This is a genomic window from Marinobacter sp. NFXS9 (assembly GCF_040148665.1).
Taxonomy (GTDB): Bacteria; Pseudomonadota; Gammaproteobacteria; order Pseudomonadales; family Oleiphilaceae; genus Marinobacter_A; species Marinobacter_A mangrovi.
The window spans coordinates 50,472-64,287 of the sequence record NZ_JAGDDW010000005.1; the positions used below are offsets into that span (position 1 = coordinate 50,472).

Annotated in this window: 11 protein-coding genes; 5 read left to right on the forward strand and 6 right to left on the reverse strand. The window is 60.3% G+C overall.

Features of this window, described 5'->3' with window-relative positions; all coding sequences use genetic code 11:
* Nucleotides 1-27 precede the first annotated feature (27 nt).
* From J3364_RS09530 to J3364_RS09540, 3 genes are all read right to left on the reverse strand, one after another.
* Nucleotides 28-1,056, reverse strand: coding sequence for an acyltransferase (locus J3364_RS09530; protein WP_349558136.1), 1,029 nt, complete (start codon nucleotides 1,054-1,056; stop codon nucleotides 28-30).
* A 206-nt stretch (nucleotides 1,057-1,262) separates the two neighbouring features.
* Nucleotides 1,263-1,643 (reverse strand): DUF952 domain-containing protein, encoded by a 381-nt coding sequence (locus J3364_RS09535; RefSeq protein WP_349558137.1) that lies wholly within the window; start codon nucleotides 1,641-1,643, stop codon nucleotides 1,263-1,265.
* Complete coding sequence (locus J3364_RS09540; protein ID WP_349558138.1) at nucleotides 1,634-2,251, reverse strand: NADPH-dependent FMN reductase; 618 nt, start codon at nucleotides 2,249-2,251, stop codon at nucleotides 1,634-1,636. The genes J3364_RS09535 and J3364_RS09540 overlap by 10 nt, the downstream gene beginning before the upstream one ends.
* 110 nt (nucleotides 2,252-2,361) lie before the next feature.
* Here J3364_RS09540 and soxR point away from each other — a divergent pair, with 110 nt between their 5' ends.
* On the forward strand, nucleotides 2,362-2,823 hold the full coding sequence (soxR, locus tag J3364_RS09545) for a redox-sensitive transcriptional activator SoxR (protein WP_349558139.1): 462 nt from the start codon (nucleotides 2,362-2,364) through the stop codon (nucleotides 2,821-2,823).
* A 99-nt stretch (nucleotides 2,824-2,922) separates the two neighbouring features.
* On the forward strand, nucleotides 2,923-3,585 hold the full coding sequence (locus J3364_RS09550) for a DsbA family oxidoreductase (protein ID WP_349558140.1): 663 nt from the start codon (nucleotides 2,923-2,925) through the stop codon (nucleotides 3,583-3,585).
* A 45-nt stretch (nucleotides 3,586-3,630) separates the two neighbouring features.
* On the opposite strand, the gene J3364_RS09555 is transcribed toward J3364_RS09550, so the two are convergent.
* Entirely contained in the window at nucleotides 3,631-4,641 is a 1,011-nt protein-coding gene (locus J3364_RS09555) for an AraC family transcriptional regulator (RefSeq protein WP_328797840.1), read from the reverse strand.
* Between the two features lie 559 nt (nucleotides 4,642-5,200).
* On the opposite strand from J3364_RS09555, the gene J3364_RS09560 reads away from it, so the two are divergent.
* The 3 genes from J3364_RS09560 (at nucleotide 5,201) to J3364_RS09570 (ending at nucleotide 11,046) form a co-directional block, all read left to right on the forward strand.
* Complete coding sequence (locus tag J3364_RS09560) at nucleotides 5,201-6,376, forward strand: efflux RND transporter periplasmic adaptor subunit (protein WP_349558141.1); 1,176 nt, start codon at nucleotides 5,201-5,203, stop codon at nucleotides 6,374-6,376.
* Nucleotides 6,377-6,446: 70 nt separating this feature from the next.
* Nucleotides 6,447-9,623, forward strand: a complete 3,177-nt coding sequence (locus J3364_RS09565; RefSeq protein ID WP_349558142.1) for an efflux RND transporter permease subunit — start codon at nucleotides 6,447-6,449, stop codon at nucleotides 9,621-9,623.
* Nucleotides 9,616-11,046 carry an efflux transporter outer membrane subunit gene (locus J3364_RS09570; RefSeq protein WP_349558143.1) on the forward strand — a complete coding sequence of 477 codons (1,431 nt, stop codon included), beginning with the start codon at nucleotides 9,616-9,618 and terminating at the stop codon, nucleotides 11,044-11,046. Before J3364_RS09565 ends, J3364_RS09570 begins: the two co-directional genes overlap by 8 nt.
* A gap of 446 nt (nucleotides 11,047-11,492) precedes the next feature.
* Here the strand turns inward: J3364_RS09570 and J3364_RS09575 are convergent, their stop codons facing one another.
* Together J3364_RS09575 and J3364_RS09580 are read right to left on the reverse strand one after the other, a co-directional pair.
* Complete coding sequence (locus J3364_RS09575) at nucleotides 11,493-11,774, reverse strand: hypothetical protein (RefSeq protein ID WP_349558144.1); 282 nt, start codon at nucleotides 11,772-11,774, stop codon at nucleotides 11,493-11,495.
* A 427-nt stretch (nucleotides 11,775-12,201) separates the two neighbouring features.
* Complete coding sequence (locus tag J3364_RS09580; protein WP_349558145.1) at nucleotides 12,202-13,809, reverse strand: RHS repeat domain-containing protein; 1,608 nt, start codon at nucleotides 13,807-13,809, stop codon at nucleotides 12,202-12,204.
* Nucleotides 13,810-13,816: the final 7 nt, after the last annotated feature.

Consider the following 13,816-nt stretch of genomic DNA (forward strand, 5'->3'; position numbering starts at 1 on the left):
GGTGACGAGGAAGCGGTTTTAACCGACTCACGAAATGCGTCGGAACCAGGCCAGACGACGCAACCACCGGATCAGCACAAACGACACCATCGCCACAAAGGCAACGTCCAACAGCATGAACAGCCAAAGCATCCCCTCGAAATAGCGCGACAGCGGCATGGTGGCAAAGATCAGCAGGGGGTGGACCAGGTAGATACCAAAGGAGGCATCGGACCAGGCGCTGACCGACGACCTTGTCCTGAGGCGGTCAGCATGCTGTCGCAACAGGATGAAGATGGCAAAGGTGCAGAGGATGACCAGCGGCCCCACATTATTGAGGATCAGGAAATCCTCGTGCACACCGTACCCCCTATAGAGGACGGCATTGAGAGCGGCCCCCACCAGCACCGCGGCCAGAATCACGCCCGTCAACAACGCTGGCGAAAACCGGAAGCGCTCAGGATAACGGTCGATCACGTAGCCACCGACGAAATAAAGGATGTAGAGCGGGAAAACGGCGTACCAGGTGATGTCCGAATCCACGACAGCCTTGACCAGGAGCGAGCCCTGATCCAGGCAGGCAAACAGGAAAAACAACACCGCCAGCGCCGCGAAGTCTGCCAGCCCGGGCTTCTCGCCGCGGAGGTACTGGTTCAGGAACGGGGCAAACAGCATCAGGCAGGCGAACATGGTCAGGTACCATAGATGCCCGTAACTGTGACCTGCACGGATCATGGTACCGGTCAGCGCCACCAGCGAGCGATGCTCCGGATTCCACAGGAAATAGCCCAGCACCAGGTACACCAGGTTCCAGACGACGATCGGCGGCAGCAGACGCCACGCCCGCTTGCGCAGGAATTCCGGCGGCGCGATGGAGCGGCCCAGCAGGACCACACCGGACGCCATCACAAACAGCGGCACCGAGAAACGACTTGCCGCATCCAGCAGGTTGGCGAACCACCAGTCGACATCACTGATAACGCCATATTGCTTGTAAAAAACGGTGCTGACGTGAATAGCGATCACCGCCAGGATGGCGATGACACGAAGATAGTCGATCCAGACTTTATGTTGCATGCACTTCCCTGGGGCCCGGCATGCGTCAGACCAGAGGCACAGCGAACTCCGTCCAACGGCGCGTTCGACACTGGAGGAACCGGCTCGACACCATCTGCGCGGCGTTGGATGCGATCCTCCGATACAAAGTCGGTTATTCTGGCAAGGATCGCACAAAGCGAATATATCGCCAAAAAATATACAGCCATTGGCGACACGTCACAGGATTACAGCGCCCAGTCCAGCCGACCCTCCTTCATGGTGCAGCGCGGTTCCCCGTCCCTCTCGGCGAACAGCAGCAGATGAACACCGATCACCCAGTTCATCTCAATATGCGGCCGGCGCAGCATGGGATAACGCCAGGGCGATTCTGTCGTGGGCTCACACCATTCCAGATCATCCCGGAAATAGTCGGCATCCAGTTCGACGGCTACCGGAAACTCACTGGCCCGAAAATGGCGGGCGGCCATTCTTTCCACCAGGTCACGGGTACTGAGATGGATCAGGCCGGCCCGCCGGTCTGCACCGCATGGCTCGATCACACCGCAGCGATGGGCGTCGCCCCAGGTTTTTGCACTGAGCACCCGATAGAAGTTCCTCACGTCCATTCACTCCCCCTTGCCAATGATCGCTTTATCCGTGCACCTTCTGCCGGTTGTTCATAAGGCTCCCGCAGCCGAGCCTCCCGGGTTGCTCTCGCCCACCAGCGTAGGCGCGATACCATCCGGTGCAGGGCGGCATCGACCCGCCCTGAATCAACCAGTTCACCCAGATCGTCGAACCGATTCCAGATATCGGTCAGGATCACACCGTCCCGCAGGGTCACCGAGTGCAGCTCGGCGAAGACCTGACGCAATTGCTCCACCGCCCGTATTCCACCGGACATCGCCCCATAGCTGACAAAACCCACCGGCCGGGTTTGCCACTCGTCGTAGGCGGAATCAATCAACTGTTTCAGGGCAGCCGGGAAGCTGTGGTTGTATTCGGGCGTCACCACGATGAAGCCGTCCATACCCGCCAACCGCTGTCTCAATGCCATTGTCGATGCGTCAGCACCGCTTTCGACAGCCGCCAACGCGGTTCTTGGATCGATGACCCGGAAACGTAGCCCATCCTCCCCATGCAGGGTCCGGACCACCCAGGCGGTGACCCGATCGCACAAACGCCCCTCCCGGACACTCCCCATAATCACGCCAATACGCAGTGATCCTGTCATCGTTTTGCTCCTTTCCTGGCTGTTGTCGGCCCCTGATCGCATCAGGTTGGAAAAGAGCCTAATACCTCAAGTAAACTTGAGGTCAACGCAGTCAATGATTAAGGCAACTCATGCCGTCCAATAAGGCAATCAATCGCCATCAACCCTTGCGCGTCGGCGAAGTCAGCCGGCGTAGCGGCGTCGCCGTCTCCGCCCTGCACTTCTATGAGCAGAAGGGGCTGATCCACAGTTGGCGAACCGGAGGCAATCAACGACGCTACCATCGGCACATCCTGCGCCGCATCGCCATTATCAAGGTGGCGCAGCGGCTGGGTGTTCCCCTGGCGGAAATCGCCGATGCGCTTTCGACACTCCCGGAAGGCCGCACCGTAACGGCCCATGACTGGCAGCAGTTGTCCAACCGCTGGCGCAGGGATCTCGATGACCGCATCAACAAGCTGACCCGGTTACGCGACCAGCTTACCGACTGCATCGGCTGTGGCTGCCTGTCCGTCGAAGCCTGCAAGTTGCGGAATCCGGCCGATGTACTGGGCGAGGACGGCAGTGGTCCACGGCGACTGGACCCGGACTGAAAAAATTGATCGAAAGATGAACAAGAGCTCACTTATCGGTATCATCTGAATAAAGACTGCTTTTCGCCCCGACATTTTTCAGGAATCAGGAGTAACACCATGAAGACTTTGCGGATCGACATCGTGTCGGATGTCGCCTGTCCGTGGTGTGCGATTGGTTTTGCACGCCTGAAGCAGGCCATGACGCAACTTTCGGGCGAGCTGGATTTCACGATCGAGTGGCACGCGTTTGAACTGAATCCCGACATGACGCGGGACGGCGAGCCGATTCTGGAACATCTGAGCCGCAAATACGGCCGCAGCCCGGAAGACATGGAGGCCAACCAGGCGCAGATGATGACCATTGCCGAGGCGCTTGGTCTGAATTTCAGCGGCCTGCAGCAACGCTATTCCCGCAATACGTTCGACGCCCACCGCCTGCTCAAGTGGGCCCGCGAACAAGGCCGTCAGACCGAACTCAAGCTGGCGTTCTTCGAGGCCTATTTCGGCCGCGCGGAAAACATTTCCGACAAGGGGGTGTTGAGGGCCTGTGTGGAAGCTGTGGGACTCGACGGCGAGATGGCCAGCCAGGTTCTGGACTCCGACGAGTACGGTGTTGCCGTTCGGGCCGACGAAGAGCGCTATCAGCAGGCCGGTGTCACCGCCGTGCCGGCGTTTATCGTCAACCAGCGCTACCTGATCGCCGGTGCCCAGGAACCGGACACCCTGGTCAATGCCTTTCGTGAAATTGCCGAAGACCGGATCGAAACCTCTCCGGTGTAGTGCACTGACCCGCCAGCGGTGTCGCCCCTGGCGGGTCCTGTTCCATCAAGCCAGCGCGGTGGTCCGCTGCTCGCCACGCAATTTGATGACATCGGCCCGCGGCGGCGCCCCGAACAGCCGGCTGTATTCACGGCTGAAGTGAGACGGGCTCTCATACCCCACCCGGTAACTGGCCGTCGCCGCTTCCAGCCCCTCCGACAGCATCAACCGGCGCGCTTCGTGCAGACGCAGCTTTTTCTGGAACTGCAGGGGCGACATCCTCGTGACCTGTTTGAAGGTGTGGAACAGCGCCGACTCGCTCATGTTCACTTCGCCGGCGAGATCCTTGACCCGCAGGCTCTCAGTAAACCGGTCTTTCAGCACGTCGATGACGCGCGACACCCGGTGGACCTGAGAATCCGCCACCGCAAACTTACGCATGCGCGCGCCCATTTCTCCAATCAGCGCCCGGTAAATCACCTCGCGCCGGATCAGCGGGGCCAGAACGCCAATGTCCTGCGGTGTATCCAGAAGGCTGGTCAGCCGGGTGACGGCATCCAGCATGCCCAGATCCATCCGTGCCAGACACAGACCGCAGCTGGCCTCCGGACAAGCCTCGGCGGCCGCGTCCAACGGGAGCTGACTGCCCATTTCCAGGACCAGGTTACTGACTTCCTGTGGATCGACGGTGATCTTCATCGCCAGGTACGGCTCCTCCTTAGAGGCATGGAGCACCCGGCCCAGTACCGGCATGTGAACGGACGAGACCAGATAGGACAGCGGGCCGTAGACCAGCTCGCGATCTCCAAAGTTCACCGTTTTGCTGCCCTGGACGATAAAGGCCAGCGATGGATCGTAAACCGAGGACACGCAACTGGTGGAGGAATCGGACCCCACCATCTCCAGTCCGGGAATGGCCGTCTTGCGGAGTTGGCGGTCTACGGGCGTGGCCCGCAGCATGTTGTCGACGAGCTTCAGGCGCAGTCGCTCCAGCTCGGGATCCAGGCCCGTGGTCGTGTTCAACGAAAAATCGAGATTCTGGTCCTGGACGGATGGTGCAAGATCGGAATTGGGCACGGTGCATTCTCCTGCCGGTCGGTGGCATCGCCAAAAAACGAAATCCAGTATACCGGGACGGCAAGGCGGATGAGCGTTTATTGACCAAGATTCACAGAAATAGGCAACCACCAAACAGAAATAGGCAAATAGGCAACAGCACTTGCCTGATCCTGCACGTTTATAGCCAGATCCTCTTTAATTTGCACGAGCCACCCACACCTTGGGACATCCATCTCAAAACCCTCTTAAAAGAGTCATCTGCGTGCAATATTGTGCATGTAACGCCCTTTTCAAGATCCGTTGGCACAAAGCTCAAGCGCCAGACTCCGGCGATGGCTCACCATAAAATTCGCATAAGCAACGATAACCAAAAACAGAATCGGGCAATCAAGTCGTAGGAACTGGATACCGCCTTTTTGCCCCAGCCCCTAAAGTAACCTCACACCTTCGATGGAATTCCCGATCACTGTCCCCGCCAGTAGTGGCACCCCCAAGAAAGGACAGAACCGGGTGATTCAGTCAGTGCCAACCCGCGACGTTTGCTGGAAAACATCCATACACCAGGAGAGAACACCTGATGGACTCATTTAAAGAAGGAGCCCGTATTACCGGCCTGACCCTGCTCGTCATTCTGATGATGACCGTTGGACTGGCCGGCTGCGACGCCCACAGCGAAGAAGCCGCCGCGACACCGCCGCCACCCGCCGTCGACGTGGCCCAGGTGGAGCCGGCGCCCATCACCCTGTGGGACGGATTTACCGGCCGCATTGCCGCACCGGAAAGCGTCGACCTGCGCCCCCGGGTCAGCGGCTACATCGACAAGGTCGCGTTTGAGGAAGGGGAAATGGTCAAGCAGGGCGACCTGCTGTTCCAGATCGATCCCCGCCCCTACCAGGCACGCATGAACGCCGCCAATGCGGATCTCGGCCGAGCCCAGAGCCAGCTGAAGCTGGCGAAGAGCGAAGCCGATCGTGCCCAGCATCTGCTGAATGGCCACGCCATCTCACGCGAGGAGTTCGACCAGCGCCAGGCCGCCCTGGCCGAAGCCCGCTCGAATGTGGATGCCGCCCGGGCGGCTCTGGATAGCGCGAAGCTGGATCTCGAATACACCCACATCCGCGCGCCGATTGACGGTCGCGTGAGCCGGGCGTACGTCACCCGGGGCAACCTGGCCACCAGTGACCAGACCCTTCTGACCCGCGTCGTCTCCGTGGATCCGATGTACGTGTACTTCGAGACCGACGAACAGACCGCCCTGAACAACCTGGGCCGGCTGGATGGCGCCAACCCGCCGCAGGTCAAGGTCAGCCTCGCGGGCGAACCGGGTTTCGACCACACCGCGACTCTGGACTTTGTCGACAACCAGCTGGACGCCAGCACCGGCACCCTGCAGTACCGCGCCGTGATGGCCAACCCGGACGGCCAGTTCCGCCCCGGTCAGTTCGCCCGGGTGCAGATGCCGGTGGCCGACCTGAGCCAGGCCCTGCTGGTGGACCAGAAAGCGGTGATGGCGGACCAGGATCGTCGTTACGTCTACGTGGTGGGCGATGACAATACGGCCAGCCGCCGCTACATCGAGCCGGGCCGCGGCTCCGACGGCATGCTGGTCATCCGGAAAGGCCTGAAGCCCGGCGAGCGCGTGGTGGTCAACGGCCTGCAGAAAATCCTGATGCCGGGCATGCCCGTCGCCCCGGAGCAGGTGGCCATGCGGCCGGACCAACGCAAGCAGGCGCAAGTCGCCAGCGCCCAGTAATACCCCCGACTTTCCGTAACTGAACAGGAACTGGCCTGCCCCGTTGGGGCAGGCCCAGGGAGGCTTTTGCATGAATATTTCCCGCTTCTTCGTGGACAGGCCGATCTTTGCGTCGGTGTTGTCCATCATCATCTTCGTAGTGGGGTTGATCAGCATTCCCGGCCTGCCGGTGAGCGAGTACCCGGATGTGGTGCCGCCCAGCGTTCAGGTCACCGCGCGCTACCCGGGCGCCAACCCCAAGACGATCTCCGAGACCGTCGCCACGCCGCTGGAGGAATCCATCAACGGCGTGGAAGACATGATCTACATGAAATCCGTCGCGGGCAGTGACGGCACCCTGTCCCTGACCGTCACCTTCAAGCTCGGCACCGATCCGGACCGGGCCCAGGTACAGGTGCAGAACCGGGTGACCCAGGCCCTGCCCCGGCTGCCGGAAGACGTGCGCCGCCAGGGGGTGACCACCAAGAAACAGTCCCCCAACCTGATGATGGCGGTGCACCTGCTGTCGCCAGACAACACCTTCGACGCGACCTACATCCGCAACTACGCGGTGCTGCACATCCGCGACGAGCTGGCCCGGATTCCCGGCGTCGGCGAAGCCGGTCTGTTCGGGGCGGGCGACTACGCCATGCGCCTGTGGATCGACCCCCAGCGGGCGGCCGCCCACAACATCACCGCCAGCGATGTGGCCCGGGCGGTGCGCGAGCAGAACATCCAGGTGTCCGCCGGCCAGATCGGCGCCCAGCCGATGCCGGGCAAGAACGACTTCCTGATCTCCATCAATGCCCACGGTCGCCTGAAGACCGCCGACGAATTCGAGAATATCGTCATCAAGACCGACGATGACGGCCGGGTCGTGCGACTGCGCGACATTGGCCGGGCCGAACTGGCGGCCTCCCAGGATTCCCTGCGGGCGCTCTTGAACGGCAAGCAGGCGGTGGCGCTGCCGATCTTCCAGTCGCCGGGCTCCAACTCCCTGGAAGTGTCCGCCGCCGTGCGGGCCAAGATGGCGGAACTGGACGACAACTTCCCCAAGGGCCTGACCTGGGAAGTGGCCTATGACCCGACCGTGTTCGTCAGCAGCTCCATCGAAGCGGTCATCTCCACCCTGCTGGAAGCCGTCGGCCTTGTCGTGCTGGTGGTCATCCTGTTCCTGCAGACCTGGCGCGCCTCGCTGATTCCCTTGCTGGCGGTGCCCGTGTCGATCATCGGCACCTTCGCGGTGCTGTCGGTTCTGGGCTTCTCCATCAACACCCTGACCCTGTTCGGCATGGTGCTGGCCATCGGTATCGTGGTGGATGACGCCATCGTGGTGGTGGAGAACGTCGAGCGGAACATCGAGGAAGGGCTCAAGCCCATCGCCGCGGCCCACCAGGCCATGCGCGAGGTAAGCGGGCCGATCGTGGCGATCTGTCTGGTGCTGTGTGCGGTGTTCGTGCCCATGGCCTTCCTGGACGGCATCACCGGCCAGTTCTACCGCCAGTTCGCCGCCTCCATCGCCATCGCGACCGTGATCTCCGCGATCAACTCGCTGACCCTGTCGCCGGCCCTGGCCGCCACGCTGCTGAAAAGCCGCGGTGCGCCCAAGGATTTGCCGGCTCGCCTGATCGATCGGCTGTTCGGCTGGCTGTTCCGGCCGTTCAACCGCTTCTTCGATCGCAGCGCCCACGGTTACCAGGGCTTCGTGAAGCGCAGCCTGCGCACTCGCGGCCTCGTGTTCCTGATCTACGTGGCCATGCTCGGCGGCACGTTCTACCTGTTCAACCAAGTGCCCGGCGGGTTTATCCCCACCCAGGACAAGACCTACCTGGTGGGCAGCATCCGCCTGCCGGAAGGGGCGTCACTGGACCGCACCGAAGACGTGGCCCGCAAGGTCAGCGACATCGCCATGGGCACCGACGGCGTGTCCTACGCGGCGGCCTTTGTCGGCTTCAACGCGCTGCAGGGCACCAACACGCCCAACATCGGCACGGTGTTCATCCTGTTCGACGACTTCGACAAGCGGGACAAGACCGCCCAGCAGATCGCCGGCGAGATCAACGCCAAGCTGGCGGGCATCAAGGAAGGCTTTGCCGTGACCTTCATGCCACCGCCGATCTTCGGTCTGGGCGCCGGTTCGGGCTACTCGCTGTACGTGCAGGATCGCAACGGCGCGGGCTACGGTGCGCTGCAGAACGCCACCAACCAGCTTGCCGGCACCCTCAGCCAGCAGACTGGCCTGAGCTATCCGTTCAGCTCCTACCAGGCCAACGTGCCGCAGCTGGATGCGGACGTGGACCGGCGGCAGGCCAAGGCCCAGGGCGTCAGCCTGGATGAACTCTACGGCACGCTGCAGTTCTACTTCGGCTCGCTGTACCTGAACGACTTCAACCTGTTCGGCCGCACGTATCGCGTGGTGGCCCAGGCGGACGCGCCCTACCGGGACGACGTCAGCGACCTGGAGCACCTGTTCGTGCGCAACGACCGCAATGAGATGGTGCCGCTCAGTTCCATGGTCACGCTCAAGCGCAGCTTCGGTCCGGACCCGGTGATCCGCTACAACGGCTACCCGGCGGCGGACCTGATCGGCCAGTCCGATCCGTCGATCCTGTCCTCCGGCGAGACGCTGGACAAGGTCGCCGAAGTCGCTGCGAAGACACTGCCTCGCGGTATGGACATCCAGTGGACCGACCTGAGCTTCCAGCAGATTACCCAGGGCAACGCGGCGATGATCGTCTTCCCGCTCGCTGTCCTGCTGGTATTCCTGGTACTGGCCGCGCTCTATGAGAGCTGGGTGCTGCCGCTGGCGGTCATCCTGATCGTACCCATGTGTCTGCTGGCCGCGCTGTTCGGCGTCTGGCTCACCGGCGGCGACAACAACGTCTTCGTTCAGGTGGGGCTGGTGGTCCTGATGGGACTGGCCTGCAAGAACGCGATCCTGATTGTGGAATTCGCCCGCGAGAAAGAGATGGAAGGCATGGACACCATCAGTGCCGCGCTGGAAGCCTGCCGCCTGCGGCTGCGCCCGATCATCATGACCTCGGTGGCCTTTATCGCCGGTGTGGTGCCGCTGGTGCTGGCCTCCGGCGCCGGCAGCGAAGTGCGCAACGCCATGGGCATTACCGTGTTCAGCGGCATGATCGGCGTGACCCTGTTCGGCCTGCTGCTGACCCCGGTGTTCTACGTGGGCCTGCGCCTGCTCAGTGGCAAGTCGCTGGCCGTTGAACCGCCTGCTCTGACTCACCAGACCGGAGATCACCATGCGTAACCGTTTCCTGGCCCTGGCGCCCCTGCTGCTGGCAGGGTGCGCCGTCGGCCCCGACTATCAGGCGCCGGATGTGCAGGCGCCGGAGCAATTCACGGAATCCGACAGCACGGCCGCCTTCTCGGCGGCCGACGAAGCCCGCTTCTGGGGTGGCTTTGACGATCCCCTGCTGGCGTCGCTGATCCAGGATGTCCTGACCGACAACCCGAGCCTGCAGGCCGCACTGGCCCGCTACCAGCGTGCCGATGCCCTGGTCCGCGGCAGCAAGGCCGAGCAGTTGCCCGAGATCGGGGCAAGCGCCTCGGCGGCGTCACAGCACCTGTCCGTTGCCGAGCGTTCGGGCAGTTCGGACGCCAACATCGACCTCTACGAGGTGAACGCCAACGCCAGTTGGGAGCTGGACCTGTTCGGTCAGCTGCGGCGCGCCAGCGAAGCCGAAGTGGCCCGCCTGCAGGCCGCCGGCTCAGAGGTGAACGCGCTGAAGGTGTCCCTGGCCGGAGAGATCGCCGCCAGCTACTTCGAGCTGCGCGGGCTGCAACAGCAGCTGTCGGTGGCCCGGGGCAACGTCCAGATCCAGCGGGATTCCCTCGACATCGTACGTTCACGCCTGGAAGCGGGACGCAGCACCCGGTTTGACGTCCGCCGCGCCGAGGCGCAACTGGAACGCACCCGCGCCGCCCTGCCCCAACTGGAAGCGGACGTGCGTGTGCAGATGCACCGGATCGCCGTGCTGACGGGACGAGCACCGGGCGAGCTGATCCCGCGACTGTCGGCGCCGGAACCGTTGCCGACCGCGTTGCCGGTGATTCCGCCGGGCACGCCCGGAGACGTTCTGCGCCGGCGGCCGGATATCCGCGTCGCGGAACGTCAACTGGCCGCCGCCACGGCGGATATCGGAGTCGCCACGGCGGACCTGTATCCGCACTTCAGTCTGAACGCGCTGATCGGCTCCGTCGCCCTGGACAGCGGTAACCTGTTCACCGGCTCGGCGGAATCCCGCTCGATCGGGCTGGGCATCGACTGGTCGTTTCTGAACTTCGGCCGGGTCCGCTCACGGATCGACGCGGCCGATGCGGATGCCCAGGCGGCCCTGGCGAACTACCGCCAGGTGATCCTGGACGCCCTGGAAGAAACCGAGAACCGCCTGGTGCGTTACGCTCGCGCGCAGCAGCGCACCGCGCGACTGGCCGCCAGCGCGGACGCCGCCCGGGATGCGGCCAACCTGGCACGCACGCGCTACGAACAGGGGTATATCGGTTATTTCGAGGTGCTGGACGCCGAGCGCGAGCAACTGGACAGCGAGAACGCCCTGGAACAGGGCCGGACCGCGTCGGTGCTGGCGATGGTGAATCTGTATCGGGCCTTGGCGGGCGCGCCTGGAAGCGTTCGTGGTGATGTAGCAATGAACTCCAAAACAACGGAGTAACTTCTCGAGCCGACGTGTATCGAGACAGCTCCAGCCCCCTCTCCCCCAGCCCCCGCTCCGCGCCCCAGCCCTTCGCCAGAGGCTCCGGGCGCTACGGCGGGCGAAGCGATGCTTCGCTCTTCCGCCTACGCGCCACCAGGGGCGAGGGGAGTATTGGCCGCAAACTCGAGGCATCTGCTCCCTCTCCCCCCGCGGGAGAGGGTTGGGGAGAGGGGGATCCAGCGATTCGTTGCGAAAACCAAAAAGGCCGGCAGGTTTCCCCCGCCGGCCTCTTTCATTTCAAACACATTTTCACGCCTGAGCCGCCCGCACCTCCGGATTCGTCTCGTCCTCTTCATCCAGCGCATGCTCGGCATCCAGCACCAGCGCCAACTCTTCCTCGTCGGTCCTAGACATCAGGGCCAGCAGCACATAGGCACAACATCCTGGGCCCCGACTCAGCCAAGCTACCTCAGAAACCCGTATGCAAAACCTAAAACTCCCGCTAAAAGAGGGAGCACAAACGCCCCCGCAAACCAGACGTAACTACCATTTCCTCTGACTATTTTTAAGCCTGCATTCAGAGCTAACATACCCAATACAGCAATAGCTATTGCGCCGCGCAGCAGGTCGCCATCGAGCCACCATGTTCCTGCGATAGCCGCCAGCAGATAGGTGGTAGACAATGCAAAAAAGGTGACCAGGCTGTTAAGCTGCCTATCACTTGGCATGAAATGTTTGCTGCTCATCTTTTGAAGATCACTATTTGAACGACAGTATTACGGCTATGTAGCTGTTACTTGGACTATTGCCTTTCTTGGTTTTAAAAACAACACGTTCATCATTGCTTTGAACGTGGATTCAACCAATAACCGCCGACATCCCAGTTCTTACTATGTAGGGTTGGCCGGCGACACCAACATTATTTTTAGCTTCAAATTTTCTGCAAATCAAATATTTTGATACTAAACGCTTAGGGTTATCCCCTACTGATCTTTTTAAAAACGAGCCTGCAAATCAACACAAGTAAAAAAACGTAAATCAACTGCAAGTCCAGAAAGGTCAAATTCACTCCCAAGCTCTCTCTAAAAAATGACACAATGAATCTTGCGGGCACAAACAAAACAGCTCCCAAGACAACTGCGATCACAATTCCTACGATCGTTTTCTTAGTATCTAAGTCGCGCATTCGCAATCCTCAGAAGTTCCATACAAGTAATAAATAGCTTCTTCTATCCATGGAAAAGTAGCACCGCTTATATATCCCGGAGCACCACCCACAATTCCACCAACAGCGGCTCCAGCAACGGAAGCCTTGCCTTTCGGATCTCCATTTTCTGGCAAAAGTTGATATAACAACGCCGTCCCTAATGCTTCCCCAACATGCATTGACGTACCATTGGGCGCTAAAGCACTCTTCAGAACTGCATCTTTAGTTGCACCTTGAACAGCGCTGTCCGTTGGAAGCAGATTGGACATAGAGGCTGCTGTCATGCCGATCATTACACCTGGTGGGCCAGCAGGTGACCCCGCAATACCACCAGCAATTATTTTCGCAATTTGACGCCTTTCTTGCTGGCTGTAACACCTTGCACCACCAGCTATGCCCGCCTGCTTCCTAGTCATTCCGTGTTCCCCAAGCGGACTGTAAGCTAGCCCATAACTATCGACATTTCGCAGAGGGTTATTTGCCGCATATGCAAAGATATTCAGACCTCCCCGCAAATCAATGGGATCCGCCTGTATATAGCGCCCTACCCTCGTATCATAACTACGGTAATAGTTATAATTTGTGCGCGTCTCTCTATCGTAATACTGACCTGGCAGCCTTAACCGAAAAGTTAACAATTCACCATCATTATCAGGATCGCCATCTATCGCGCCCTCCCCAAAAGGACGCAGGTTCCACTGCCACACTTTTTCCTTTTCAGCATTAACGATGGCCAACGGAACATTAACTTGGTTAGTTTCCACAAAATAGATTTCTCCATTCTCAAGAAGACCTATAGGAATCTCGCCTAGCCAAATAATTTCTTGTTTGACATCACCCTGACCGTCGTATTCCCCCATCAGGTTTGCACCGTCATAGACGAAGCGAGTCTTGGCCTCTATTTCAACCTGCTGACCAAACCGACAATGCAGGAACCGCTCAAGGAACCAGTTATGGGTGAGATGCGTGGCCATGCAGGAAATGTCCCGATGGTTCACCTTGCCATCCTGATTAAGGTCGGCTCGGACCGGTGACTCTCTGTGATGAATAATCTCCAGCAGTGTCAACAAATCCGCAACGGATTTACGGCCATCCTGGTTGAGGTCTGCGCTAATGCGATAGGTTTCCTGGGTTCGCTTGAAAGCTCGCGCACCCATGGCGTTATATCCATACTCTGCAGTATCTCCGCCGTCCACGCTGACCAATCGATTCCGGGCATCGTACTGGTAGGTATGTTCACCATCGTTAACCGTGTTTCCGCGGCCATCATAGCTGTAGGCGATGCCGCCGACGGTCTTGAGAACGTTGCTTTCCGGCGAGTAGGTCAGTTCACGCTCGGCGCCGTCGACGGTTTCCCAGGTGCGATTGCCATTGGCGTCGTAGTCGTATCCCAGACTGAAGTCATTCGACAGCGCCACCTTCAACCGGTTTTCGGCATCGTACTCAAAGTGTTGCTCGTCATTGCCGAGAATCGAAACGATGTTGCCGAGCGCGTCGTATTCGAAGTTACGGGACTCATTCGTTGCTGTTTTCAGGTTGCTAATCCGACCATTGTTGTCGAATGCCCTGTTCATGGAGAGA

Excerpts from the sequence above, each read along its gene's own strand:
- J3364_RS09540 (WP_349558138.1), bottom strand. The coding sequence starts at position 2,251 with ATGACAGGATCACTGCGTATTGGCGTGATTATGGGGAGTGTCCGGGAG.
- J3364_RS09580 (WP_349558145.1), bottom strand. The coding sequence starts at position 13,809 with ATGAACAGGGCATTCGACAACAATGGTCGGATTAGCAACCTGAAAACA.
- J3364_RS09535 (WP_349558137.1), bottom strand. The coding sequence starts at position 1,643 with ATGGACGTGAGGAACTTCTATCGGGTGCTCAGTGCAAAAACCTGGGGC.
- J3364_RS09575 (WP_349558144.1), bottom strand. The coding sequence starts at position 11,774 with ATGAGCAGCAAACATTTCATGCCAAGTGATAGGCAGCTTAACAGCCTG.
- J3364_RS09565 (WP_349558142.1), top strand. The coding sequence starts at position 6,447 with ATGAATATTTCCCGCTTCTTCGTGGACAGGCCGATCTTTGCGTCGGTG.
- J3364_RS09570 (WP_349558143.1), top strand. The coding sequence starts at position 9,616 with ATGCGTAACCGTTTCCTGGCCCTGGCGCCCCTGCTGCTGGCAGGGTGC.
- soxR (WP_349558139.1), top strand. The coding sequence starts at position 2,362 with ATGCCGTCCAATAAGGCAATCAATCGCCATCAACCCTTGCGCGTCGGC.
- J3364_RS09560 (WP_349558141.1), top strand. The coding sequence starts at position 5,201 with ATGGACTCATTTAAAGAAGGAGCCCGTATTACCGGCCTGACCCTGCTC.
- J3364_RS09530 (WP_349558136.1), bottom strand. The coding sequence starts at position 1,056 with ATGCAACATAAAGTCTGGATCGACTATCTTCGTGTCATCGCCATCCTG.
- J3364_RS09550 (WP_349558140.1), top strand. The coding sequence starts at position 2,923 with ATGAAGACTTTGCGGATCGACATCGTGTCGGATGTCGCCTGTCCGTGG.